Origin of the sequence: Streptomyces sp. 11-1-2 (assembly GCF_003595545.1) — a bacterium.
Taxonomy (GTDB): domain Bacteria; phylum Actinomycetota; class Actinomycetes; order Streptomycetales; family Streptomycetaceae; genus Streptomyces; species Streptomyces hygroscopicus_B.
The window spans coordinates 11,558,405-11,583,499 of sequence record NZ_CP022545.1; the positions used below are offsets into that span (position 1 = coordinate 11,558,405).

Below are 25,095 nucleotides of genomic sequence, written 5' to 3' on the forward strand. Positions count from 1 at the left end.
CAGGGAGGACATGGGCGCACCTCTTCGGGGGCTTTCAGGGACGGGCAGGACGGCCGGACGGGGCGGGGCCGGCGGGAGAGGGCGGGGTGTCCGCGGGTGGGTCGAGAGTGTCGAGCACGTGGTGGAAGGCAGTCAGCGCCTGGTCGAGAGCGGCGGCCTCGGGGTACCAGGCGCGCTCCCACTCCAGGCTGATCCAGCCTTGGTAGCCGAGCCGGTGCAGCTGCTCGACGACGGCGGCCAGCGGGAGGATGCCGTGGCCGGGCAGGACCGGACGCAGGTCGGTGGGCGTGGCGACGTCCTTCAACTGGACGTGCCGGATCCAGGGGCCGAGCACGGCGGCAGTGCGGTCCGGGGTCTCCCCGACGCGCCAGGGGTTGACCACGTCCCAGACCGAGCCCACCGCAGGGGAGCCGACGGCCTCGAGGACGTCGGCGACCTGCGCGCCGGTGAGGAGCTCATCGTGGGTCTCCAGGAGTACGTCCACGCCCAGCTGCCCGGCCAGCGGGGCGGCCCGGGACAAACAGCGGACCGCCCGGTCGCGCCGCCCCTCCGGCTGGTCGGCTCCGCCGCCGAAGACCCGCACGTAGGGGGCGCCGAGCCTGGCGGCCAGGCGCAGGTGCCCGGCCAGATCCTCCATCACATCCGCGCGGTCGGCGGCAACCTGTACATACGACGCCAGGCAGACGATGTCCAGGCCCGCCGCGGCCAGGTGCGCGGCGACCGCGTCGGCTTCGGCGTCCGGCATGCCGGGGTAGGCCAGTTGGCCGGCCGCGCAGCGCAGTTCGACACCGTCGCAGGGGCCGGCCCGGGCAAGGCGGACCACCTCGTCGAGGCCCGATCCGGGGCAGCCGAGGGTGCTGAACGCGCGCCGGTTCATGCCGGTACTCCGTCGGTGAGCAGGGCGACCCGGCCGCCCTCCGCCGCTGAGCGGTACACAGCGAGCGCGGCGGCCACCACCGACCGGCCGTAGACGGCGTCCACGTACCGGCCGCCGGGTTCGCCGCGGGCGGAGGCGACGAAGCCGTCCAACTGGGCCCGCAGCGCATGCTGCTGGCGGCCGGGGTCGGCGTCGAGCAGCTGGACTGACTCGCCGCCGCGCAGCAGGAACAGGCCCTCGGTGGCGGAGACGCGCAGCGTCGCCCGGTCCATGACCACCTCGGTCTCGTCGAGGTACGGGGCGCCGCGGCTGGTCAGGGCGAGGCTTGCGCTGGTGCCGTCAGCCAGCTCCACCAGGGCGAGGGCGTCGGTCTCCACCTCGACGCCGTCCCGGCCTCGGACCACGCCGATGACCCGCTGCACCGGGGAGCCGGTGAACCACTGGATGCGGTCCAGGCCGTGGGTGCCGACGTTGAGGACGATGCCGCCTCCGGCCAGCTCCCGGTCGAAGAACCAGGAGGGCCGCGAACCGGGCTCGTAGTGCGCCGAGCGCCGGTGGGTGACCAGCACGGGCCGGCCGAACTCTCCGGAGGCGACGAGGCGCCGCGCCTCTTGGGCCAGCGGGTCGAAGTGGACGACATGGGCGACGGCGAGCAAGGTGCCGGCCCGGTCACAGGCGTCGATCATCCGGGTGCAGTCTTTGACGGTCGTCGCCATCGGCTTTTCCACCAGGACGTGCAGCCCGGCCGCTGCGGCGTCGGTGACCATCGGGGCGTGCAGGGAGTGCGGGGCCGCGACGATGACCGCGTCGAGTTCACCGGCCGCGAACATGTCGCGGTGGTCGGTGAAGACGGGCACACCGGCAGACGCCAGGTCGCGGGCGGCAGAGCGGCGCGTGTCGCATATCGCGGCTATCTGGTAGGCCCGGGCGTCTGCGGCCGCCCGGGCGTGGGCGGCGCCGACGCTCCCCGCCCCGATCACGCCGATGCGGAACCGACCGGTGACCGGGTCGCTGCTCATGCATATCTCCTGTCGAAAGGTTGAGGAAAGATCGAACGAAGCGCGAGGCCCGAACGGCTCGCGGTCCGTGACGGTGTGGGAGGTCAGACCGACACCGCGGTCCGGACGGCGCCGCAGGAGGCGCGGACCACCAGCTGGGGCTGGATCTCCACGCGGTGACAGAGCGCGTTGTCACCCGCCTCCATCCGGCGCAGCAGGAGCTGGGCCGCCAGCGCGCCCACCTCGGACTTGGGTGGCGAGACCGCGGTGAGCGGCACGTGGCCGACCTCCGCGACCTCGTCGTCGTAGGCGACGACCGCGAGGTCGTCCGGCACCGTCAGCCCCTGGCGCCGGGCCTCGACCACCAGGGCCGCGGCGTCCCGGTCGCCGTGGCAGAAGACCGCTGTGACGCCCGCGGCCGCGCAGGAGCGCACGTACGCGGCGATCTCCGTGGCCGCCCATCTCTCCTGCCGGGCCGCCGCGCCGTCGACGACGTCGAGTCCGAGCAGCGCCGCGGCGTCGTCGAAGCCCTGAGCGATGAGCGCCGACGTGCCGGTACGCATCCTGCCCAGGTGCCCCACCCGCTGGTGGCCCAGGCCCTGCAGGTGCCGCAGGGCGAGACAGACGCCGCCGCTATGGTCGGTGCCCACATATGAAGTGGGGTCGTCCGGCTCCGGTGCCGGGGGCCTGCGTTCCACCAGGACGTAGGGCAGCGGGAGCTCCCGCAAGCCGTCCACGTATCCCTGCGGGTCGCTCATGATGTGCAGGTTCGGCACGAGCAACAGGCCTTGCACGCCGCTATTCCGCATCGCTTGCAACTCGTCCTGTTCTACGCCGAGGTCGTACTTGGATGACGCGAGGACGACGCTGACGCCCGCGTCCCGCAGCACCCGCTGGATCCCGTCCACGACCCGCGGGTAGTAGTACGTCGTCGACGGCACGAGCACGCCGATGAGCCGACGGCCCCCCGATCCCCCGGTCGGCTCGGCGGGCGGGTTGGCCACGGGCGTGACGAAGGTACCCGCGCCCTGACGACGCTGGACGATCCCCTCGGCGGCCAGTTCCCCAACAGCGCGGCGAACCGTGTTGATGCTCACCGAGAGCGTGTCGGCCAGTTCGCGCTCGACGGGAAGCTGGGTGCCGGGGGCCCAGAGGCCGTTTTCGATGTTCATGCGCAGCCGCTTCGCGACGTGCAGGTATTTGGGGTCTCGAGGGAATGAATCATTCTTTCCTGCCGACTTCATGCCAGGAGATTGCGCCAAACATTCTCTTGCGTCAATAGACTCTCGATGCTTTTCTAGCCACGGCGGCAAGAAATCAGAAAATTCATTCCTGGCATAGGAATGAATTTTGGCGCGGGAGAAGTGATGAGCGAATTGCTGACTGGGGTCCGGGAACTCCAGGAGGAACTCGGCCGACCGGGAGCCGACCTGGTGGCCGAGGCCCGTGCCTGGCCCGGTGACGTGCTGGTCCTGGGCGCGGGCGGGAAGACCGGCTCCGGGATCGCGGCGATGGCCCGCCGTGCGCTCGTCGGCACGGGCCGCACGGACTCCCGGGTCCTCGCGGTGTCCCGGTGGACAGACCCGGCGCCGCGCGAGCAACTCGCAGCGCACGGCGTCGAGACGGTCACCGCCGACCTGTCCGACCCGGACGCCCTGGCCGCACTGCCGGACGCCGGCGCGGTAATCCACCTGGTCGGCGCCAAGTTCGGCACCGCCACCACGCCCGAGCAGGCGTGGCTGACCAACACGGTGCTGCCCGACCACGTCGCCCGGCGCTGGCCCGGAGCCCGGATCGTCGCCCTGTCCACGGGCAACGTGTACGGGATGACCGCCCCCGTCACCGGCGGCTCCCTTGAGAGCGACACGCCCCGGCCGGAGGGCGACTACGCCATCACCTGCCTCGGCCGCGAGCGGGTCTTCACCCACGCCGCCCGCACCCGGGAGACCCCCGTCGCCTTGATCCGCCTCAACTACGCCGTCGAGCCGCGCTACGGCGTGCTCGCCGACCTCGCCCGCACCCTGCTCGCCGGGCAGCCCGTCGCTCTGGACACCGGCGCCGTCAACGTCGTCTGGCAGCGCTACGCCAACGAGGTCGTCCTGCGCAGCATCGGACATGCCCGCGGCGGCGCGCCCTTCGTCCTGAACCTCACCGGACCGGAGACGGCCGGCGTCCGTACGCTCGCCCTGCGGCTGGCCGAACGCTTGGACGTAAAGGCCGAGTTCACCGGAGAGGCGCCCAGTACCAGCCTGCTCAGCGACGCCACCGCCTGCCACGCGCTGTTCGGTTACCCGGACCGCACCCTCGGGCAGCTCATCGACCTGCAGGCGGCCTGGCTGTGCGCGGGCAACGAACTGTGGGACAAACCAACCAAGTTTGAGCACAGGGACGGTCGCTTCTGATGCCGCCCACTCTGCCACCGGCCACCGCCGAGCTCCTGCACCAAGGGACGGTCGTCCCCGCCCACCCCCTGGCCCTGCACACCGACCGCACTCTGGATGAGCACCGCCAGCGCGCCCTGACCCGCTACTACGTGGCGGCCGGCGCCGGGGGCGTTGCCGTCGGTGTCCACACCACCCAGTTCGCCGTCCGGGACCACGGACTGCTGCGCGCCGTGCTCGAACTCGCATCCCAGGAAGTGCGCCGTGCTGTCGGTGACCGGCCCTTCCTGCGGATCGCCGGCGTCTGCGGGCCCGTGCGGCAAGCCGTACAGGAGGCCCACACCGCCCGCGAACTGGGCTACGACGCCGTCCTCGTCTCCCCAGCCGGGCTGCCCGAGGCGGACCTGGACGCGCTCCTGGACCGCAGCGCCGCCATCGGCGAGGTGCTGCCCGTGATCGGCTTCTACCTCCAGGAGGCCGTCGGCGGCCGCTATCTGCCCCGCGCGTACTGGCAACGGCTGGCCGACCAGGAGTCAACCGTCGCCGTCAAAGCTGCTCCGTTCGACCGGTACCGCACCCTGGAACTCGTCCAGGGCATCGCCGCCTCCGACCGTGGCGACGACGTTGCCCTGTACACCGGCAACGACGACGCCATCGTCGCCGACCTGCTCACCCCGTACCACGTGTCCGGCCCCGCCGGCCCGGTCGTGCGCCACTTCGCCGGCGGGCTCCTGGGGCACTGGGCGGTGTGGACCCGCTCTGCGGTGCGGCTGCTCGACGACGTCCACGCCGCCCGCGCCGGCGACCCGGCCGCCCGGCAGCGCGCCATGGCCCGGCTGGCCGGGGATACCGACGCCAACGCGGCCGTTTACGACGTGCGCGGCGGCTTCGCCGGCTGTATCGCCGGAGTCCATGAAGTGCTCCGGTGCCAAGGACTGTTGGCTGGCAACTGGTGCCTGGACCCCGCGGAAGGTCTCTCGCCCGGCCAGGCCGAGGAGATCGCCCGCGTACACACCGCTTACTCCTGGCTTCGAGAGGAGGACACGTTCGTCACCGAGGGGCTGCCCCGCTGGCTGCCGTGATGCCCGCCCCTCGAGCCTCCGACCCTCACCAACCCCATCAGTCCCCATCACCGGGGCACACACCGGAAAGAGGAACGATGAAGACGAAGACGAAGACCCTGCTCCTGGCCGGCGCCGCGACCAGCGTGCTCGCCACCCTCACCCTGGCCCCGCAGGCCATGGCCGGACGCACCGACGAGGCGCGCGCGGCTGCTGCCTTGAAGCAGAACGACTTCCAGCGGCCGACCGCAGGCAACCCCTACACGCTGTCCGAATGGGCCAAGGACGGATGGAACCTCGCCGACCAGGGCACGCCCCAGGGCTGGGACACCCGTACACGCATCGACAGCGACACCCCCGCCCACAGCGGCAGCAAGTCGCTGCGCGTCTTCTACCCTAAGGGCCAGATAGACCCACAGAACTCCGGGGCCCTTGCGCCGTTCAGCGTCCCCAAGTCCCGCGAGTACTACCTGTCGTTCTGGGTGAAGTTCAGCGAGGACTTCAGCTGGGGCACTACCCAGTTCGCGGGCAAGGTCGGCATCGGCCTCGCGGGCGGCAAAGCCTGCTCCGGCGGGCAACCGTGCACCGGCACCAATGGCTTCACCTCGCGCCCGATCTGGAGCAAGAGCAGCGGCAAGGCGGCCGTGTATTACTACAGCTTGGAGCACGAGGGCGAGTACGGAGACGACATGGTCCTCCAGAAGGACGGTGCCGACATCCAGTGGCCCAAGGGGAAGTGGGTCAATGTCGTCCAGCGCCTGAAGGTCAACACCGTCACCGACGGGCAGGCGAACCCCGACGGCGAGATCGAGGTCTTCTACAACGGTGAGTCCGCTGCCAAGAAGACCGGACTGCGTTTCGTCACCAACGACGACCAGGTCGACAAGGCGTACTTCTCCAGCTTCGCCGGCGGCGGCACCTCCGAGTTCGCCCCGGCCAACGACGGCTACATCTGGTACGACGACATCAAGGTGTCCACCAACCGGGAGGACATCTGCGAGCTGAGCAGCTGTTCCTGACCCACCCCACCGAGCGTGCCGGGAGGCCCCAGCGACCTCCCGGCGCCCCAGCTCGCCCCGCACTGGAGAACCTCCTTGCCCACCACCCCGTTTCCCGCCCCCCGCTCGCTCACTTCCTTCCCCGGCGGCGCCCCCGCCGACGCCCCGGTGGCCACGACCATCGACCCGGCGCTGCCCGCCCAGGGCTACCGCCTGCGCACCGGCCCCGAAGGTGTGAGCATCCACCACCGGGACCAGGCCGGGCTGCGCTACGCCCTGCAGACCCTCGACCAGCTGCGGGCAGCCCCCGACTTTCCTGGGACCGGCTACGACATCTCGGACCACCCCGACTTCGAGCGTCGCGGCTTCCTGCTGGACATCAGCCGGGACCGCGTGCCCACCCGCCGCACCCTGGCCCGCTGGGTGGATATCCTCTCCCTGGCCCGCTTCAACCAGTTCGAGCTGTACACCGAGCACACCTACGCCTTCGCCGATCACCAGCAGGTCTGGCAGGACGCCTCCCCGCTCACCGCCGACGACCTGCGCTGGCTCGACGCGCGCTGTACCGCGGCCGGCATCGACCTGGTGGTGAACCAGAACACCTTCGGGCACATGGAGCGCTTCCTCGCCCACCCGCCGTACGCGCACCGCGCCGAGAACCCCGACGGCTTCGAGCGCGGCGGTGCCCACCGCCCGCCGAGCACCCTCGCCCCCACCCCCGACAACGCCGACTTCGCGCACAGCCTGCTCATGGAGATCACCGCCCACGTCCGTGCCAAGCGCCTGAACATCGGCGCCGACGAGCCCTTCGAGCTGGGCACCGGCCGGTCCCGGGACCGGGCGCGCCGCGACGGCGTGGGCACGGTCTACTTCGACTACGTCACCACCGTGCTGCGGCCCTGGCTGGACGCCGGGTACACCGTGCAGTTCTGGGCCGACGTCTTCGCCCGCCACCCCGAACTGCTGGACCAGGTGCCGCCCGGCGCGATACCTGTGATCTGGCAGTACGACGCGCCACAGCACGCCGCGGAGGTCATGGACGCCGACAGCGCGGAGGCCCGCGCCTGGCAGCGGCGCGGTACCGACCTCAACCGCCTGCGCGACGGCTTCGCCGCCCATGGCAAGCTCCTCGGAGACGCCAGGATCCCTTACTGGGTGGCGCCCGGCGCCGGCAACTGGAACGGCATCCTCGGCCGCCTCGACAATGCCGTGGAGAACATGGTGGACGCCGCCGAGGCGGGTCTGGCGCACGGAGCCTCGGGCTACCTGCTCACCTCCTGGGGCGACAACGGCATGTGGGACCCGCCGTCCGTCGCCTTCGGCCCCGCCGTGTTCGGCGGCGCGGCGAGCTGGTGCCTGGACACCAACCGGGACCTCGACCTCGGTGCCGTTCTCAACGACCACGTGCTGCTGGACGCGGCCGGGCTCGCCGGGAGTGTCTTGGAGCGCCTGGGCGGGGTGTACCGGCTGTTCGGAATCCCGCTCCTGAACGGGTCACCCGTCGCGCGGGCGCTGTTCCCCGACCCCTCGCTGCCGCTGCCGGACCTGCCGACGCCCGCCGCCCTGGACGTGGCCGCGGGCGCCCTCGCCCAGAGCCGCCTCGATCTGGCCGCCACCGACCTGGCCGCGGCCGACGGCGACCTCGTCGTGCGTGAACTCCTGCACGCGACCGGCCTCGCGGAGTTCGCCGTGGACGTCCTGCGCGCCCGCGCGGCAGTCGGAGCAGGGGCCGACGCGATCCCTACCGACACCGCACGCCGACTGCTGCGACGCCTTCCCCCGCTGCTCGCCGAGCAGCGTGCGTGCTGGCTGCTGCGCTCGCGCCCCGGCGGCCTCGACGACAGCCTGACTCGGATCGACCCGCTGCGCCACCAACTGCTACGGGCGGCACACCGATGACACGCACTCCCACGGCACCGGACGTCGAGGAGTGGCTGGACGTCCTCGGCCCGCAGGGGGCCGCAGGTGACGTCCCCGACCCCGAGCCCATGTCGCCCGACGAGGCCCGCCGCCGCATGCGGCTCCTCGCCGTCCCCGCCGAGGACCACGATCCGGTCCTGGCGACACTGCCGGACCCGGCGCGCGCCCCCGACCGGTGGCGGGCACTGCTCCACTGCCACCGGACCCTGTTTGCCAGGTCCGCGCCCGCGCCGCGGGAGACCGCCTGGCCCGACGCGCCCGCCGCGCTCGGGGAAGCCGGACGCTACTTCTACGTCCACCTGTACCTGCTGGCGCTGCCGTCGGCCCTGGAGCAGCAGCGCCGCCTCGGTGTCCCCGACGACATCGTCGCCGCCACCTTCGCCGACGTCGGCGCCAAGATGACCACGTACCGCCTCGCACACCGCACCGGCGGCTTCGATCGGCAGCGGTGGGTGATGCGGCACTTCCGCGGCACACTGCACCGACTCGGGCGCCTGCAGTTCGAGCGCACCACGCTGGACACAGCGGCACTCGGCGGCCCGCCCGGACCGGATGGGCCCGCGGACGGGGAGCGGGTCCTGGACGTGCACATCCCCGAAGACGGACCGCTGACCCCGGCCCGGTGCGACACGTCGCTGCGAGCCGCGCGGGACTTCTTCACACGGCACTTCCCCGACGAGCCCGCCCGGTTCGCCACCTGCAGCTCCTGGCTCCTGGACGGCCAACTCGCCGCGTACCTGCCGCCGGCGGCGAACATCCTCCACTTCCAGCGGCGGTTCACCCGCTTCGGCAGCCGACCCGTCGGCGACGACGTCCTGCAGTTCATCTTCCACGTCCCGCCCGGCACGACCGATCTCGATCGGCTGCCGCAGCGGACCACGCTGCAGCGCGCCGTGGTGGGCCACCTGCGGTCTGGGCGCCACTGGCGGCTCACCCACGGCTGGACCCCCCTGCCCGCAACACCGCGGCCGACGACCTGAACGCCAGGAACGCGGCGAAGACCCGTCCGAACGACAAGATCAGGGAAATCTTTCGAGCCGTCGATTCGATGGCGACCGCGCTCCAAGAAAGCCTGCGCAGCGAGCAACGGTTCACCGCCCATGTGGCGTACGCACTGCGCAAACCGTTGACGGGCCTGGTCACCGCGGCCGAGCTGCTCCCCGACGACGAGCTGGACGCGCGCGCCGAGCACGCCGACCTGACCGCGCGTGCGGCGGGGTCCCTTGTGAAGGAGGCCGTCGCCCGCACCGCGGTGCCTGCGCGGCTGCACATGGACGGGGCAGAGGCCGCGGCCCAAGACGGAAGCGACGACGGTGTGACGGTCTGGACGGATCCGCGGCGGCAGGACCGTGACGGTACGCGACCATGGGCCCGGCTATCCGGATGATCTACTCAACGGTCCGCAGCGGTTCCCTACGGTGCCAAGGAGCGCGCCGCGGACTGGGCCTGACCATCACCTGCGGGCAGATGGACGTCCTCGGCCTGTCCAGGAGTTCGGCAACGCGGCCGACTGCGCCGCGTTCGCCACCGTACGGCTCCCCACGGAAGGCGACGAGGGCCGATATACGGCAGATATTCTCCGAGCGGGAGCTGACCGCTTTCTGCGCGCGGATCCATTGGACGCGTCCTCAAGGACGGCGGCATGCGCACCAGACGACCCCCGGCACCCGTGGACCGCGGCAAGGCCCCTGCCCAGCTGAGTAGAGGTGTCCGCCGCTTCATCACCTGGAAGCAAGTGCTCGGCGCCTTTCTCTTACTGCTCCTGGTGCCCAGCGGCGGCTTCGCCGTCGCGCAGTTCACCATCGACGTCCCCGAGGCCAATCAGCAGGCCCGCGCACAGAGCAATGTGTACCTGTACAGCGACGACACCCACCGCCGCGAGCACCGGCAGCATCAACTGCGAGACCGTGGCGATCGAACGGGTGCCCAAGGCGGTGCGGCACCCTTCGTCGCCGCCGAGAACCAGTCCTTCTAGGAGGACTCGGGCCTGGACCATACTCGGCTTCGCCCGCCGCCTGATCAACACCGCACGAGGCAAGAGAACCCAGGGTGGCTCCACGATCACCCAGCAGTACGTCAAGAACTACTACCTCAGCCAGGCTCTGGCAGCAGCGGCTACGTCCGGCTGTCGCTCGATTTGAGCGCCTACGCTGGGTGGCAGGTCGCGGTGTCCTTCACGCCATGGAGGATGCCTGTCTGCAGACGGGCATCCTGATCGACGACGTGACGCTTCAGAGCTGCTGGCAGCCCGACCAGCGCGGGGCCCGGCGAGAGAAGGGAGGCCAGCGTCCGCTGTCCGCTGTCCCGCGCGTGACGTCACGGCTGTGGCAGCCGCACGGTGAACACGGAGCCGCGCCCAGGAGCGCTCGCCACCGAGACCGACCCGTCGTGTGCCTCGGTCAGCTTGCGGACGATGGCCAGGCCGAGGCCACTTCCGCCGGTCTGCCTGCTGCGGGACTTGTCCGCCCGCCAGAAGCGGTCGAAGACGTGGTCCAGGTCCGCCGGGTCGATACCGGTCCCGGAGTCGGCGACCTCCACGACGAGGTCCCCGCACTCCCTGCGGGCCCGCGCAACGACACAACCACCGCTCGGTGTGTGCCTTATCGCGTTGGATACCAGGTTGCCGATCACCTGACGCAGCCGCACCCGGTCGGCGTCCGCCTCGAGCTCCCCGTCCGCCTCGATCCACAGCGCCACGCCGGCCGGACCGGCCGTGCCCAGGTGGGCCGCCACCACCTGCTCCAGCAGGTCCCGCACGGACAGCGGTTCACGGTGCAGCACGAGACTTTGGGCGTCCGCGGCCGCGAGATCGCGCAGATCGTCGATGATGTGCTGCAACAGCACCGCCTCCTCCAGCAGGAGCGTGAGAAGGTCCTGGCCCACCGGGGTGAGGCCGTCCTGGCCTGCCTCCAGCCAGCTGCGCATGTTGGTCAACGGGGTGCGCAGCTCGTGCGCCACGTCGCTGACTAGCGACTTGCGTTGTTGTTCGAGCTGCTCTCTGCGGTCGGCGAGGTCGTTGAACGCGGCGGACAGACGACCGATCTCGTCCTGGGTCGTCACCGGGACGCGTACGGCCACGTCGGCGGGATGCTCAGCCGCCTTGATCAGGGTGCGCAGCGGACGGACCAGCCTCCGGCCCACCAGGGTGGTCACGGCGGCGGCGACGGCGAGGACGAGGCCGGTGGCCGCGGCGATCCGCATCCTGTTCGCCGTGGACAGGTGGAAGCCCGAGGTGTCCGGACCGCTGCGGTCGCCGACGAACAGCAGAACGGGAGGCGAGACGTAGGAGCCCAGTTGCTTGCGCCGGGCCTCGTCGACGCACTCCTGGGCCGCGCGGTCGGAGTTCTCCGGTCCCTTTCCGTGGAAGGTCCAGGAGAAGTCCGCGTAGACCATGACACCGTCCCTGCCCTGTTGTTTCATGCACTCCGTGGCGAGCTCGTTCACTTGGTCCAGCGGCAGCTGTTCCGACCGCACGGGCTTCCTCAGCGTGTGCGTATCGCATACAAGGGGCCCGTCCGGAGGGAAGCGGGGCTGTATTTCGGAGCGCCCGCTCGGCAAGGTGGTGACCTTGGCGGTGGCATCCCTGCCGCGCAGACACCGGGCGATCCGGTCCGCGGCGCGCCGCAGTTCCTCCCGCTCGTTTGCCAGCAGCAGGAACGGGCCCACGGCACGCGGATCGATCGGGCCGGCGTCGGACAGGACCGGGTCCAGCCGCAGCGGGTCCACCAGAGCGGTTGGCCGGTACGGCAGCCGGACACCCGGCTCGGAGCCGGCGATGCGGGTGCGTGCCGGTGTGGTCACCGTGATCGCCCTGCCGGTCCGTGCCGCGAGGTCGCCGACCAGGTCCTGCACGCCGCCCCAGTCGGTGTGCGTCGCCGCGTAGCCGATCAGGGCTTCGTAGACACGGGTGTCGTCGTCCAGTGATTGTCCCTGCTGGGTGCGGATGGCCTTGGTCGTGCCGGCAACGGCGAGCCAGGCCGTGGCGGCCACCGCGCAGACGGCGACCAGCAGCGAGGCGGTGAGCAGGCGGGTGAACAGGCCACCGCGCAGCGGGAGCCTAACGCGTACCAAGCCTGCCCTCCACGGGGACGCGGCCCGGCGTCAGCTTGTAGCCGACCCCGTGGACGGTTATCAGATACGCCGGGGAGCGCGGGTCCGGTTCCAGCTTCTTCCTCAGCTGCATCACATACATGTCGATGGTTCGTTCTGAGGAGGAGGTGTCCCAGCCTCGGGTCCGTTCGAGGAGCTGCTTACGGGTGAAGACGCGGCCGGGCTCGGCGGCCATGGCCGCCAACACCGCGAACTCCCCGCGGGTGCAGGCGACCGGACGGCCCGAAGGGGCCAGCACCTCGTGCTGGAGCGTGTCCACCGTCAGGGGTCCCACCTGCAGAACGCCGTCGTCCGACGGTGTCAACCGTTCCACCCGCCGTAGCAGCGTACGGACCCTGGCCATCAGCTCGCGCGGGCTGTAGGGCTTAGTCATGTAGTCGTCGGCACCGAGGTCGAGACTGAGCAGCAGGTCGTCCTCACTGGACCGTGCCGTCAGCATCAAGACCGGCGCCGACGACTCCTGACGCAGGATCCGGCACACATCGTGACCGTCGACCTTGGGCATCATCACATCCAGCACCAGCAGGTCGGGGCGCAGCCGGCGCATGGCGTCGATCGCCGCCCGTCCGTCGTGCACGACCGTCGCGCTGTGCCCCTCCGACTCCAGGTACATACGCAGTACCTGTGCCTGTCTGACGTCGTCCTCGGCGACCAGGATGTGTGCGCTCATAGCGGCGACTATAGGACAGGCGGTGGCGGGGCCCCCGTGCTGACAATCTCAATACAACTTGCTGAATCCGGTCTGATCCCGGTCCGGCATGGTCGGTTCCGTTCACCGAGGAGGGTCCGGTCTTCCTCCAGCCGCCGGGTGCGACCCGCGTTCCGGGCGGCACCTATCGATCGGGAGCCATCACCCATGATCCGAGCCACAGCGCACGCTGTCACGGCCGCCGGAGCGTCCCGCGGCAGGCCGACTCCCGGCACGCGGTCACCGCTGGACCGCATGCACACACTCGCCGACGCGCCCCGCCGTCCCGAAGAGCCCCTCCGGTGACCGGCGGGGAAACGGAGCCGATATCGGCCGTGGACGCGCCTGACGTGGAAGTGTCGGCTGTGGAGCGCGAGCAGGACGGGGCACACGCCGCCCCGCGCAAGCGCCGGCGACGCATCAGGGCCGCCGTGGCCCTGACCGTGCTGACCTTGACGGGGGCGGGCGTCGCCGTGGCGGCGCCCTGGAAGGCCGGGCCCGGTTCGGCGCAGGCCGAGCCCGAGCCGAAGACCAAGACGGCAAGAATCGTACGCACTGACCTGACCGACACCCGGACCCTCGATGGTGTTCTCGGCTACGGCACACCGCGCACCATCAACGGCACCGAGGGCGGCACGGTCACCTGGCTGGCGTCGTCCGGCACCACGGTTTCTCGGGGCAAGACGCTGTACCGCGTCGACGACCGGCCCGTGCCGGTCCTCTACGGCAGCGTCCCGATGTACCGGCGACTGGAGGTCCCGAACACCGTGGGACGCGACGTCCGAGTGATCGCCGACAATCTCCGGGCCCTGGGCTACGACATCGGCCGGCAGCCCGGACCCGGGGAGACCGTCACCGGCCCGGTTGAGCCGACCGACTCGGCGCGATCGGCCGGCGAGCAGGACACGGCGCCGGGCGAGAGCACGTCCGGAAAGGGAGAGCAGCCCTCGACCGGCTCGTCCGGCCCGCCCACGTCCGGGACCGATTCCCCGGAGCCGAGTACGGGAGCGGGCGGGGAGGCGGGTGCTGGGAAGTCCTCCGAGCAGCAGCCCACCGTCGGCCGGATCAAGGTCCGGTCCGAGGACGGCGTACTCACCGACTCCCTGATCAATGCCATCAAACGCTGGCAGACCGCCCGCGGTGTCCCTGCCACCGGTGTGATCGAACCCGGTGACGTGGTGGTGCTCGGTGACGCCGTCCGGGTGGAAGGCGCCGAGGTCCAGCCCGGCGACCCGGCGGACGGGGCCCTGCTGCGGGTCACCTCCGCCACCAAGGCGGTGACGGTCGAAGTCGGCGCCACCGAGGTGGGCGCCGTCAAGCGAGGAGACGCCGTGACGGTACGGCTCCCGGACGGCGAGAGCGCCGACGCCAAGGTGGCTGCCATCAGCACTGCGGCCAAGGCGTCCACCGAACAAGGGCCCTCCGGACCGCTCAAAGTGACCGTGACGGTCACTTTCAAGGACCCCGGCAAGGCGGGCAAGTTCAACTCGGCGCCCGTCCAGGTCGAATTCGGCTCCCAGACCCGCACCAACGTGCTCGCCGTTCCACTGACCGCACTGCTCGCACTGCGCGAAGGCGGCTACGGCCTGCAACTGGCCGACGGCCCACTGGTCGCCGTCAAGACCGGACTGATCGCCGCGGGGATGGTGGAGGTCAGCGGTGACGGGATCACCGAGGGCGCCCAGGTGGTGACCGCGTCATGACCGTGGTGCTGTCGGTCCGGGACGTGGTGGTCGAGTACCCCGGCGGGGTGAAGGCCCTCGCCGGTGTGTCTCTGGAGATCCAGGACGGCGAGTTCCTGGCCATCGTCGGGCCGTCCGGCTCGGGCAAGTCCACCCTGCTGAACATCATGGGCACTCTCGACCAGCCGAGCAGCGGCACCGTCGTCATCGCCGGACACGACGTCACCACCCTGCCCGACCGGCAACTGTCCGCGCTGCGCGGTCGCTGGCTCGGCTTCGTCTTCCAGCAGTTCCATCTGACCGACGGCCTGTCCGCCACCGAGAACGTGGCCACTGGCCTGCTCTATGCCGGAGTGCCGCGCAAACGCAGGGCGCCCCTGGCGCGCGCCGCCCTCGAACGGGTCGGTCTGGGCCACCGGGCCGACCACCGGCCGCACCAGCTCTCCGGTGGCGAACGCCAGCGTGTCGCCATCGCACGAGCCCTCGTCCACGAACCCGCACTGGTCCTCGCGGACGAGCCCACCGGCGCGCTGGACACCGCGAACGGTGTCGCGGTTCTCGAACTGCTCACCCGGCTCAATGAGGAGGGAACCACCATCGCCCTGATCACCCACGACCGCGACATCGCCGCAAGCCTGCCGCGGCAGGTGGAGATCCAGGACGGGCGCATCGTCGCCGACAGAAGCGAGGCCCACCCGGTCAGGGCCGGGGTCCTCACCCGCGTAAGCCGCGGCGCCGACGGGAGCGCGCCGTGAGGGCCGGCCCGTGGCACCGGTCCACGGCCCCGCGGCACGAGTCCACAGCCGCGCGACACACCGCCGCTGCCTCGACGGACCAGTCAGCGACCCCCTGGCACCGACCTGTCCGGCTGTCACCGGCCGACCTGCTCCGCCTCGGCCTGGTTGGTGTCCTGTCCCGGCGGATGCGAGCGGTGCTGTCCGCCATCGGCATCTCCATCGGCATCGCCACGATGATCGTGGTCACCGGCATCCCGGCCTCCAGCCAGAAGGCCCTCGACGCGGAACTGACCGCACTGGGCACCGACCGGCTCCAGGCGGCCGCGGACAGGAACGCGGCGCAGGGGGACACCCCGGTCTCCTTCCCGGCGGAGTCGGCTGCGATGGTGGCCCGTATCGGCGCCGTCAAGGCTGTCACCGCCGTGGCCAACACGCATGCGACGGTCCGGCGTACCGACCGGCTCGGCCCGCTCGACGACTCCGGCCTGACAGTACTGGCCGCTCGGCCGAACCTCCTCGGCGTGCTCAATGTGAAGGTCCGCTCGGGCCAGTACCTCACCAAGGCCACCGAACGGCTGCCCACCGTCGTCCTCGGATCGGTCTCCGCAGCCCGCCTCGGCTTTACCGAGGTGCGCCCCGGCGAAGCGCCACCGCTCGTCCTGATCGGCGACCAGTGGTTCAGTGTGACCGGGATCCTGCGCACCGTGCCGCTGGCTCCGGACATCGACCGGGCCGTCCTGGTCGGCTGGGACGCCGCGCACCAGCACCTCGGCTTCGACGGCCGTCCGACGCAGCTGTTCATCCAAGCGGACGAGGCGGCCATCGAGGACGTACGCGCGGTACTCCCCGCCACCATCAGCCCCGAGTCCCCGAGCATCGCCCTGGTCAGCCGCCCGTCGGACGTCCTGGCGGCCAAGCGCTCCGCCGAGGCCACCTTCTCCGGGCTGTTCGTCGGCCTGGCCGGCCTGGCGCTGCTGGTCGGCGGCATCGGTGTCGCCAACACCATGGTGATCTCCGTGCTCGAACGCCGTCGCGAGATCGGACTGCGCCGAGCCCTGGGCGCCAACCGGGGCCAGATCCGGGGCCAGTTCCTGACCGAGTCGATCGTGCTGTCCGGCCTCGGCGGGCTCACTGGCGTCGTCGTCGGCGTGCTGGCGACCATCGGTTACGCGGCCTACCGGGACTGGCCCGCGGTGATCCCGCTGGACGCGGTGACCGGCGGGTTCGGCGGCGCCGCACTCATCGGCGTCATGGTCGGCATGTACCCGGCGGTCCGCGCCTCCCGACTGTCGCCCACAGTGGCATTGGCCACTACCTGAACGCTCAAGCATCCAGATGACGTCACCGACGTCAAAGGAGTTGACCAACATGCACACATTCACCAGGTCCCGCCCGGCGGCCTTCGTTCGCCGGCTCACCGTGATCGCCGCGCTGACCTCGCTGAGCCTGCTCACGGCCTGCAGCGGAGAGCAGGAGTCGTCCGGCAAAGCCGGGGACAAGGACGTCGCGAGCGTGACCGGAGGAGACAAGAAGTCGGATGAAGCGGTGCAGGTCGAGCGCCCCCTCATCCGCCCCGACACGTCGAAGGAGGAGGAGTGGAGGCTGACTCAGGTGCATCTCGACTGCCTGTCTCAGCAGGGCCTCAAGATGATCAAGAACAAGGGGGGCGAGACGGACGGCACTTACAAGGGGATCGACACTAGGGCCGAGAAAAACCAGAATAAGATCGCGGCCGCGAAGAAGGTGTGCGCGGCCAAGGAGCCGGAGACGCTTCCCCAGCGGGCTGCCAGGGAGGACCCCGAGTACCAGGACAAGTACGACAAGTGGCTGAAGTGCATGCGGTCCCACGGCCTCAAGGTCTCGGCCACACCCGACCAGCCCGGCATCTTCTCCTTCGACGAGGGCCTTCCTCCGGCAGACAAGGAGAAGTGGGTCAAGAAGTGCGAGGCCGAGGCATTCGTCGCCAAGTAGCCATGTCCGGGGGCACACGGCTTGTCGTCGGGGCCTCGGGCACCGCGGCCGGTGATGGCGTGTCAGTCAGTGTGCGTTGCGGCCGATCAGGCACGTCGCATGTTCGCGCTGGGTGTGCATCGCGTCGCTGGTCACGATCGCGCCCGCCAGGGCAGTGAGGGCCCTCCAGCAGCGGCTGCAAGCAAGTGATCTCGGTGGTGGTCTTCTCACCCACGCCGAGCTGGGCCCGGACCGGGCTGCGGACGTGGTCGCAGCTGGCGAGCCGGTGGATCTTCCGGCCCTTGGCCGGGGCCCTCTCCGTGCAAGCTCTTACGGCCCTGGTGTCCTAGCTCAGACACCGGCCGCAAGGTAACCGGCGGGTAGTTTTCGCGTCGTCAGACAGCCCGTTTCCCCGGTCCCGGAGCCCTCGTTGGGCCGATCGAGTGACTCGATCGAGCTTGGTATGGGGAGGGGCGGGCGTGCGTCAGGAGTGGTCGCCGGAAGAACTGTTGGCGAGCTGGACGCTGGTGGACGGCGACTGGAAGTTGGTGGCCAACAAGACCGGGGCGACGCGGCTCGGCTTCAGTCTGCTGCTGAAGTTCTTCGAGCTGGAGGGCCGGTTCCCGGATCTGCTGGAAGAGGTCCCGCAGGTCGCGGTGGAGTACGTGGCCGGGCTGGTGAAGGTCCCGGCCGCCGACTTCGCGAAGTACTCCCTGACGGGGCGGACCGCCGAGTACCACCGCGCGCAGGTACGGGAGGCTCTGGGGTTCCGGCCGGCGACGCTGGAGGACGAAGAGCAGCTCACTGTGTGGCTGGCCAAGGAGGTCTGTCCGGTCGAGCTCGTGGAGGACCGGCAGCGGGAGGCCCTGCTGGTCGAGTACCGGGCGCGGAGCATCGAGCCGCCGGGGCGGACCCGGATCGAGAAGGTACTGGTCGCGGCCCGTAACCGGTGGGAGGCCGCGTTCTGTGCGCGGGCGATCGAGCGCCTGGGCGAGTTCGGGATGTCCCGGCTGCTGTCGCTGGTCGCGGAGGGCAACGAGGACGGCGCCGCGCTGCTGGCGCTGCTCAAACGGGACCCGGGCGCGGTCGGGCTGGAGTCGCTGCTGACGGAGATCACCAAGCTGAACGACGTGCGGAAACTCGTCCTGCCCGACGGGCTGTTCGTGGACCGCTCGGAGAAACTGCTGGCCGCGTGGCGGGCGCGGGCGATCAAGATGTACCCCTCGGACTTCCGCGACACCGCCGAGGACGTACGGATCACACTGCTCGCGGTGCTGTGCTCCTCGCGGCAGACGGAGATCACCGACGCCCTGGGGGACCTGCTGATCGCCCTGGTGCAGAAGATCAACGCCCGCGCCGAGCGGCGGGTCGAGAGGCAGCTCACCGCCGAGCTGAAGAAGGTCCGCGGCAAGGAGGGCATCCTCTTCAAGCTGGCGGACGCGGCGATCGGCCAGCCCGACGAGACCGTACGCACGGCCCTCTACCCGGTGGTGGGTGAGAAGACGCTGCGCGACCTGGTCGCCGAGGCGAAGGCGAACCAGAAGGTCTTCAAGGCCAAGGTCCGCACCACGCTGCGCTCCTCGTACAGCTCGTACTACCGGCAGATGCTGCCGCCGCTGCTGCGGACGCTGGGCTTCCGCTGCAACAACACTGCCTACCGGCCGGTGATGGACGCTCTCGCGCTACTGGAGAAGTACGCCGAGGTCGACGGCAAGACGCGCTTCTACGACGCCGAGGACGCGGTGCCGATGGACGGCGTCGTACGAAAGGACTGGCGCGAGGCCGTCGTCGACGACAAGGGCAGGGTCGAGCGCATCCCGTACGAGCTGTGTGTCCTGGTGGCGCTGCGGGACGCGATCCGCCGCCGGGAGATCTACGTCGAGGGCGGGAGGCAGTGGGGCGACCCGGAGGACGACCTGCCCGGCGACTTCGAGGCCACCCGCACCGTACATTACGCGGCAATCCGGCAGCCGCTGGACGCGGCGGAGTTCATCGCGGATCTGAAGCAGCGGATGACGAACGGCCTGGACCGGCTCACGGCCGCGCTGGCGGACGGCTCCTCGGGCGGGGGTGAAGGTGACCACCCGGCACGGCGAGCCGTGGATCTCCGTGCCGAAGCTGGAGAAGCTGGACGAGCCCACCGGCCTGACGGCGCTCAAGGACGAGGTCGTACGACGGTGGGGTGTGCTCGACCTCCTGGACGTGCTCAAGAACGCCGACTTCGACATCGGCTTCACCGACGAGTTCGCCTCCATCGCCGCGTACGAGCGCATCGACCGCACCGTCCTACAACGACGCCTCCTCTTGGCCCTGTTCGCGCTGGGGACGAACATGGGCATCCGGGCCATCGTGGCGACCGGCGAGCACGGCGAGACCGAAGCCGCCCTGCGGCACGTGCGCCGGCCCTTCATCACCGTCGACAACCTGCGGGCCGCCGTGCGCAAGCTGGTGAACGCCACCTTCGCCGCTCGGGACACCGCATGGTGGGGCGCCGGCACCTCGTGCGCGTCGGACTCGAAGAAGTTCGGGTCCTGGTCCTCGAACTTCATGACCGAGTACCACGCCCGCTACGGTGGCAACGGCGTGATGATTTATTGGCATGTGGAGCGGAAGAACGTCTGCATCTACTCCCAGCTCAAGAGCTGTTCGTCGTCCGAGGTCGCGGCGATGATCGAGGGACTTTTGCGGCACTGCACGGACACCGAGATCGAGTCGAACTACGTCGACACGCACGGCGCGTCCGTCGTCGGGTTCGCCTTCACCGAGCTGCTCAACTTCAGGCTGTTGCCCCGGCTGAAGAACATCGGCAGCATCCGCCTGTACCGCCCGGCCGACACCCCGCCCGGCTGGCCAGCGCTCGGCGGCTCACTGACGACCCGGGCCATCAAGTGGGACCTGATCGCCCAGCAGTACGACCAGATGGTCAAGTACGCCACCGCCCTGCGGCTGGGGACGGCGGAGGCCGAGCAGGTCCTGCGCCGCTTCACCCGCGGCGGCCCCAAACATCCCACCTACGCCGCGCTCGAAGAACTCGGCCGCGCGGTACGCACCATCTTCGCCTGCGACTACCTCGCCAGCCCGGACCTGCGCCGCGAGATCCACGGCGGCCTCCAGGTCATGGAGAACTGGAACTCGGCGAACACCGTGCTGCACTATGGCAAGGACGGCGCGCTGACCGGCCCGGACAAGGAGCACGCCGAGACCTCGATGCTCGCGCTCCACCTTCTCCAGTCCAGCTTGGTCCACATCAACACCCTGCTGCTTCAGCGCGTTCTTGCCGAACCGGTGTGGGCGAAGAAGCTCTCGGACGAGGACCGGCGCGGGCTGACCGCGCTCTTCTGGTCGAACATCAACCCGTACGGCACGTTCCGGCTGGAGATGGACAAGCGGCTCGATTTCGCCCTGCCCACCGTGCCCCATCCCCGGACACCGGCCAGCGCCGCCGGCCAACCAGCAACGGAGTCCCGCCATGCCTGCTGAACAGTGCGGACGCTGGATCAGCGCCGCCGACACCGGCGCCTTCGTCAAGGACGGCTCTCCGGCCGCGGCGCTTGTCCTCGCGTTCGCCCTGCACGCGATCAACGAGGTATCCAAGGGCGTCGAGCCGGGCCCCGCCGCTGCGCGACCCGAACGTGTCCGAGGACGGCGACGAGGGCGGTGAGTGAGCCGCCCCAGGCTTATCGTCAGGCCCGGGTCGGTGGCGCGCTCATTGCTGCCGTCAGGAACGTGATCGCCCAGTGCCGGGCCTCCTCGCCTTCCGTCGCCGTCGGGCAGGCAGGGGAGGGCGGGTTGTAGACCTCGACGCGGTCCACGGCCGTCACGGCGAGGATCCCCCGCATCCGGAACAACAGCTCCTGTGGGGCAAGGCCGGGCAGTGCGCGCGCGAAAGCCGCCAGGTAGCGCTCGCCGACCGTGTCCTCGTCCGGGCCGGTCCAGCTGCGCGCCTCCTCGGCCGGGTCGCTGAGGATCGTCACGATCAGCCGGGACGTCCGGGCTCCGCTCTCATCGCCAGCGGGCATCCCGTCGAAGAGCGGCCCTGCGAATGCTTCCACCAGTTCGGCGACCGGCGGGTCCGGAGTCCGGGCGAGCAGTTTGTCGAGCCCGGCGCTCTGGGCGACGGTGATGGGCTCGGTCACGCGGCGGGCAACCGCGGCCAGGAGTTCCGCCTTCGAGCCGAAGTGATAGCCGACGGCGGCCAGGTTCGCTCCGGCAAGGTCGGTGATCGCGCGGACCGAGGTGCCGCGGTAGCCGTGCTCGGCGAAGAGGCGTTCGGCCGCGTCGAGGATCTTGGTCCGGGTATCGGGTAGCGCCATGTGCCGTACTATACAGACGTTCGATTGAAACGAACGTTTAACTCATGTGGGAGAGGTTGTCATGAAACTGCTCGTCTACGGCGCCGGGGTCTGCGGCAGCCTGTTCGCCGCCCGCTTGCATGAGGCCGGGCTCGACGTCTCGCTCCTCGCCCGGGGCGAGCGTCTGGCCTCCCTGCGCCGGCACGGCGTGCAGCTCGCCGAGGAAGACAGCCCTGCCGTCAGGCGGGTACCCGTACCGGTGGTCGAGCACCCGGCCGGTGGGTACGGCCTGACCGCCGTCCTCGTCCGCACCCATCAAGTTGACGCGGTGCTGGAGTCACTCGCCGGCCTCGAAGGCGACGTGCTGTTCCTGCACAACTGGGCGGGCGGCGCGGAGCCGCTGGGCGCGGCGATCGGCCACGAGCGAGTACTGCTCGGCTTCCCGGCACTGGGCGGCACGATGGACGGCGACGTAGTCCGCTACCGCGCGACCAACTTCATGACCAGCCGGGTCCCAATGCCAATCGGCGAACCCGACGGCCGAACCACCCCGCGCCTGGAACGGATCGTCCGGGAGTTCCGCACCGCCGGGATCAAAGCCAAGGCCGAGCCGCGGATGGATGCCTGGCTCAAGACACACGCCGCGTTCGAGGTACCCCTCGGGCAGGCGGTGTACGCGGCGGGCGGCCCGGTAGCGCTGGCCGACGATCCCGACGCGGTCCGCGGCATGCTCCACCTCATGCGGCAGAACCTCGCCGCCCTGCCGACCCCGCCGGTCCCCCGAGCGTTCGCCGCACTGCAGACCCTGCCGGAAGGGCTGCTCGTGGCCCTGCTGCGGCGCTTCCTGCGCAGCCCAACGGCCGTACACAGCGGGCTCAGCGACGTCTCCCCTGCGACGGCGGCCGAACTAGGGCGGCTGGCAGAACAGATGCGTGCCCATGCGAAGGTCCGCTAGTGTCCTGCGCCGGTAGTTGATCGTTAGTAGTGGTGTGACTTCTGCTGCTGGTGCATCAGTTCCTCGTCGGGGCCCGAAGCTGGAGCCGTTGCTGCTCTGTGATGAGGAGCGGGCGGTGTTGGAGCGGTGGACGCGTCGGGCGACATCGGCCCAGGCTCTGGCCCTGCGCGCGCGGATTGTGCTGGCGTGTGCGGGGCCGGAGGTGCCGCCGATTGTGGCGGTTGCTCGGGATCTGCGGGTGAGTGCGGACACGGTCCGCAAGTGGCGGCGCCGGTTCCTCGCTGAGCGGCTGGATGGCCTGGCCGACGAGCCGCGGCCGGGCCGGCCGCCCACCATCAGCATCGATCAGGTGGAGGCGGTCGTGGTCACCACGCTGGAGGAGATCCCGAAGAACGCCACCCACTGGTCCCGTAGGTCGATGGCCGAGCACAGTGGCCTGTCGAAGTCGACCGTTGGCCGGATCTGGCGGAAGTTCCAGCTCAAGCCGCACCAGACAGACACCTTCAAGCTGTCGACGGACCCGTTGTTCGTGGAGAAGGTCTACGACGTCGTCGGCCTGTACTTCAACCCGCCCGAGGGCGCCGTGGTGCTGTCGGTGGATGAGAAATCGCAGATCCAGGCTCTGGACCGGTCCCAGCCGGTGCTGCCGATAATGCCGGGCATGCCCGAGCGCCGGACCCATGATTACGTGCGCAACGGCCTGACCACCTTGTTCGCCGCGTTCGACGTCGCCACCGGCGAGGTCATCAGTGCTCTGCACCGTCGGCACCGGGCAGCGGAATTCAAGAAGTTCCTGATCAGGATCGACAAGGAGGTGCCCGCGCATCTCCAGGTCCATCTGATCTGTGACAACTACGGCACCCACAAGACCCCAGCGATCAGGACGTGGCTGGCCAAACACCCCCGCTTCCACATGCACTTCACCCCGACGGGCTCCTCCTGGATCAACCAGGTCGAGCGGTGGTTCGGCTTCCTGGCCGACCAGAAGATCCGCCGCGGCGCACACAAGAACGTCCAGACCCTTGAAGCCGACATCCGCACCTGGGTCAAGGACTGGAACGCAGACCCCAAGCCGTTCATCTGGACCAAGACCGCCGAGGAGATCCTCGAATCCCTCGCCCAATTCTGCCGACGGATCTCCGGCGCAGGACACTAGGCCATCGGCGGCAGTGGCTCCTCGGCCGCATCGCAGCTGAGTGCGCAGCCGGGATCTCCCTCCGGACCTTCGGCACCCTCCGCCTCGTGGCTTCGACAGCGTGAACTGGCCCCGTCTGTCAGCTTGGGTTCTAGAGGTGGTTGCAACACCTGACCCTGCGGGGTGTTGCGATGGCCAAGCCGCGGCAGTGTGTTTTGGCCCCACCCTCGCGTCGCGGTGTGTGGTTCAGGGCACGGCTGTGGCTGCTGGGGGTATCCATTGGCGGGAGGTGTCTGTGATCGTCACCGTCTTCGCGCAGAACGTCGGCCTGGTCGGCATGACCAGGGTCCGCAGCCGCTACGTCGCCGCCGTCGCCGGCGGCATCCTCGTCCTGCTCGGCCTCATCCCCAAGCTCGGCGACGTCGTCGCCTCCCTGCCCGGACCGGTCGTCGGCGGCGCCGGCCTGGTTGTGTTCGCCACCGTCACCGCGGTCGGCATCAACACCCTGCGCAAGGTCGAGTTCGACGGCACCAACAACCTGCTCATCGTCGCCGTCTCCATCGGGATCGGCATGCTCCCCGTCGTCGCCCCGACGATCTACCACACCTTCCCCACCTGGGTGCAGATCATCGGCGGCAGCGCCATCACCAGCGCCACCATCGCCGCCTTCCTGCTCAACCTCCTGTTCAACCACACCCCCGGCCTCAACAAGGCGAAGACCGCCCCCGCCGAAGCAGCACCCGCCGAACCCGCCGCCACGTCCTGACCCCGCCACCCCGGCACTTCCCCACGGGCTCCGGGGGCGCGCATCCGCGCTCCCGGAGCCCCTCGCCGTCTGGCGGTCCCGGCTCTCCACCGGGACCTGGTACTGGGGCGCTTCGCCGAGCTGACTGCGGCGCGGCTGGAACGCTCCCGCAGGTACACCTGAGGCTTCAGGGACGGCCTGCAGGGACGTCACACTGCTGCTGGGGTGTTGGGCAAGTTGCAGCCGGCGAACACCAGCGTGTGGGCGCCGAGTTCGGTGAGCAGTTCCTCCAAGCAGGTGCGGGAGAAGGCGCCCCAGCGCGGCTTGAACATCGCCCAGTCGTCGGGGCCAAGCCGCTGCGGCCATCCGGCCAGCAGTACATCCGGGTCGAGCCCGGGCGGCGTCAGGCCCACCTCGGCACTTGCGGGGACGATCTCGGGGGGGGGAGTTCGCTGCCCGGTGTGCCCGGCGCGGCGATCCGCACACCCGGCTCCAGCAGCCGCTGGCCGACCAGGTCGGCGTTGCCGCCGCCGCACGGCCCGAGCCTCGATCATCACTACGGTGCG

At 70.3% G+C, this 25,095-nt stretch carries 23 protein-coding genes and 2 pseudogenes; 17 read left to right on the forward strand and 8 right to left on the reverse strand.

The features are described 5' to 3' along the window. Positions 1–34: 34 nt before the first annotated feature. From CGL27_RS49205 to CGL27_RS49215, 3 genes are all read right to left on the reverse strand, one after another. Positions 35–877, reverse strand: a complete 843-nt coding sequence (locus tag CGL27_RS49205) for a sugar phosphate isomerase/epimerase family protein (protein WP_119994147.1) — start codon at positions 875–877, stop codon at positions 35–37. After that, on the reverse strand, positions 874–1,896 hold the full coding sequence (locus tag CGL27_RS49210) for a Gfo/Idh/MocA family oxidoreductase (protein ID WP_119994148.1): 1,023 nt from the start codon (positions 1,894–1,896) through the stop codon (positions 874–876). The genes CGL27_RS49205 and CGL27_RS49210 overlap by 4 nt, the downstream gene beginning before the upstream one ends. 83 nt (positions 1,897–1,979) lie before the next feature. Beyond that, positions 1,980–3,119 carry a GntR family transcriptional regulator gene (locus CGL27_RS49215; protein ID WP_119994149.1) on the reverse strand — a complete coding sequence of 380 codons (1,140 nt, stop codon included), beginning with the start codon at positions 3,117–3,119 and terminating at the stop codon, positions 1,980–1,982. Between the two features lie 123 nt (positions 3,120–3,242). On the opposite strand from CGL27_RS49215, the gene CGL27_RS49220 reads away from it, so the two are divergent. From CGL27_RS49220 to CGL27_RS50595, 7 genes are all read left to right on the forward strand, one after another. Further along, complete coding sequence (locus CGL27_RS49220; RefSeq protein ID WP_119994150.1) at positions 3,243–4,277, forward strand: NAD(P)-dependent oxidoreductase; 1,035 nt, start codon at positions 3,243–3,245, stop codon at positions 4,275–4,277. Further along, a complete protein-coding gene (locus CGL27_RS49225) occupies positions 4,277–5,338 on the forward strand; it encodes a dihydrodipicolinate synthase family protein (protein WP_119994151.1) in 1,062 nt (353 codons plus the stop codon). The genes CGL27_RS49220 and CGL27_RS49225 overlap by 1 nt, the downstream gene beginning before the upstream one ends. A gap of 77 nt (positions 5,339–5,415) precedes the next feature. Continuing rightward, positions 5,416–6,336 (forward strand): polysaccharide lyase, encoded by a 921-nt coding sequence (locus CGL27_RS49230; protein ID WP_119994152.1) that lies wholly within the window; start codon positions 5,416–5,418, stop codon positions 6,334–6,336. A 75-nt stretch (positions 6,337–6,411) separates the two neighbouring features. Beyond that, positions 6,412–8,214, forward strand: a complete 1,803-nt coding sequence (locus tag CGL27_RS49235) for a glycoside hydrolase family 20 zincin-like fold domain-containing protein (RefSeq protein WP_119994153.1) — start codon at positions 6,412–6,414, stop codon at positions 8,212–8,214. Further along, a complete protein-coding gene (locus CGL27_RS49240; protein WP_119994154.1) occupies positions 8,211–9,215 on the forward strand; it encodes an acyltransferase domain-containing protein in 1,005 nt (334 codons plus the stop codon). The genes CGL27_RS49235 and CGL27_RS49240 overlap by 4 nt, the downstream gene beginning before the upstream one ends. Before the next feature lie 68 nt (positions 9,216–9,283). Continuing rightward, complete coding sequence (locus tag CGL27_RS49245) at positions 9,284–9,622, forward strand: HAMP domain-containing histidine kinase (protein ID WP_119994155.1); 339 nt, start codon at positions 9,284–9,286, stop codon at positions 9,620–9,622. 255 nt (positions 9,623–9,877) lie between these two features. After that, the gene (locus CGL27_RS50595; RefSeq protein WP_162953250.1) at positions 9,878–10,210 is read left to right on the forward strand and encodes a hypothetical protein; all 333 of its coding nucleotides are present in this window, start codon (positions 9,878–9,880) and stop codon (positions 10,208–10,210) included. Positions 10,211–10,551: 341 nt separating this feature from the next. On the opposite strand, the gene CGL27_RS49255 is transcribed toward CGL27_RS50595, so the two are convergent. Further along, positions 10,552–12,306 (reverse strand): HAMP domain-containing sensor histidine kinase, encoded by a 1,755-nt coding sequence (locus CGL27_RS49255; protein ID WP_119994157.1) that lies wholly within the window; start codon positions 12,304–12,306, stop codon positions 10,552–10,554. Further along, complete coding sequence (locus CGL27_RS49260; protein WP_119994158.1) at positions 12,293–13,015, reverse strand: response regulator transcription factor; 723 nt, start codon at positions 13,013–13,015, stop codon at positions 12,293–12,295. Before CGL27_RS49260 ends, CGL27_RS49255 begins: the two co-directional genes overlap by 14 nt. A 353-nt stretch (positions 13,016–13,368) precedes the next feature. Here CGL27_RS49260 and CGL27_RS49265 point away from each other — a divergent pair, with 353 nt between their 5' ends. The 5 genes and pseudogenes from CGL27_RS49265 to CGL27_RS52930 form a co-directional block, all read left to right on the forward strand. Beyond that, on the forward strand, positions 13,369–14,736 hold the full coding sequence (locus tag CGL27_RS49265; protein WP_240450920.1) for a peptidoglycan-binding protein: 1,368 nt from the start codon (positions 13,369–13,371) through the stop codon (positions 14,734–14,736). Then, positions 14,733–15,470, forward strand: coding sequence for an ABC transporter ATP-binding protein (locus tag CGL27_RS49270; RefSeq protein WP_119994159.1), 738 nt, complete (start codon positions 14,733–14,735; stop codon positions 15,468–15,470). Before CGL27_RS49265 ends, CGL27_RS49270 begins: the two co-directional genes overlap by 4 nt. 167 nt (positions 15,471–15,637) lie before the next feature. Then, entirely contained in the window at positions 15,638–16,771 is a 1,134-nt protein-coding gene (locus CGL27_RS49275; protein ID WP_119994922.1) for an ABC transporter permease, read from the forward strand. Between the two features lie 49 nt (positions 16,772–16,820). Then, positions 16,821–17,423 (forward strand): hypothetical protein, encoded by a 603-nt coding sequence (locus tag CGL27_RS49280; RefSeq protein ID WP_119994160.1) that lies wholly within the window; start codon positions 16,821–16,823, stop codon positions 17,421–17,423. Positions 17,424–17,929: 506 nt separating this feature from the next. Further along, a pseudogene (locus CGL27_RS52930) lies at positions 17,930–18,280 on the forward strand (DUF4158 domain-containing protein); the annotation flags it as partial. An 804-nt stretch (positions 18,281–19,084) separates the two neighbouring features. Here CGL27_RS52930 and CGL27_RS52935 read toward each other — a convergent pair. Further along, entirely contained in the window at positions 19,085–19,561 is a 477-nt protein-coding gene (locus CGL27_RS52935) for a hypothetical protein (RefSeq protein ID WP_240450921.1), read from the reverse strand. On the opposite strand from CGL27_RS52935, the gene CGL27_RS52940 reads away from it, so the two are divergent. Together CGL27_RS52940 and CGL27_RS52945 are read left to right on the forward strand one after the other, a co-directional pair. Further along, positions 19,512–20,882, forward strand: coding sequence for a transposase (locus CGL27_RS52940; RefSeq protein ID WP_240450922.1), 1,371 nt, complete (start codon positions 19,512–19,514; stop codon positions 20,880–20,882). The genes CGL27_RS52935 and CGL27_RS52940 overlap by 50 nt on opposite strands. Further along, positions 20,872–21,063, forward strand: coding sequence for a hypothetical protein (locus tag CGL27_RS52945; protein ID WP_119994161.1), 192 nt, complete (start codon positions 20,872–20,874; stop codon positions 21,061–21,063). The genes CGL27_RS52940 and CGL27_RS52945 overlap by 11 nt, the downstream gene beginning before the upstream one ends. A gap of 22 nt (positions 21,064–21,085) precedes the next feature. Here the strand turns inward: CGL27_RS52945 and CGL27_RS49295 are convergent, their stop codons facing one another. Beyond that, positions 21,086–21,715 (reverse strand): TetR/AcrR family transcriptional regulator, encoded by a 630-nt coding sequence (locus CGL27_RS49295; RefSeq protein WP_119994162.1) that lies wholly within the window; start codon positions 21,713–21,715, stop codon positions 21,086–21,088. Between the two features lie 61 nt (positions 21,716–21,776). On the opposite strand from CGL27_RS49295, the gene CGL27_RS49300 reads away from it, so the two are divergent. The 3 genes and pseudogenes from CGL27_RS49300 to CGL27_RS49310 form a co-directional block, all read left to right on the forward strand. Then, positions 21,777–22,649 carry a 2-dehydropantoate 2-reductase N-terminal domain-containing protein gene (locus tag CGL27_RS49300; protein WP_119994163.1) on the forward strand — a complete coding sequence of 291 codons (873 nt, stop codon included), beginning with the start codon at positions 21,777–21,779 and terminating at the stop codon, positions 22,647–22,649. A gap of 79 nt (positions 22,650–22,728) precedes the next feature. Next, entirely contained in the window at positions 22,729–23,805 is a 1,077-nt protein-coding gene (locus tag CGL27_RS49305) for an IS630 family transposase (RefSeq protein ID WP_162953282.1), read from the forward strand. A gap of 289 nt (positions 23,806–24,094) precedes the next feature. Next, positions 24,095–24,550 (forward strand): annotated as a pseudogene (locus CGL27_RS49310) (solute carrier family 23 protein); the annotation flags it as partial. A gap of 188 nt (positions 24,551–24,738) precedes the next feature. Here the strand turns inward: CGL27_RS49310 and CGL27_RS49315 are convergent. Beyond that, positions 24,739–24,942 carry an isochorismatase family protein gene (locus tag CGL27_RS49315; RefSeq protein ID WP_119994164.1) on the reverse strand — a complete coding sequence of 68 codons (204 nt, stop codon included), beginning with the start codon at positions 24,940–24,942 and terminating at the stop codon, positions 24,739–24,741. Positions 24,943–25,095 lie beyond the last annotated feature (153 nt).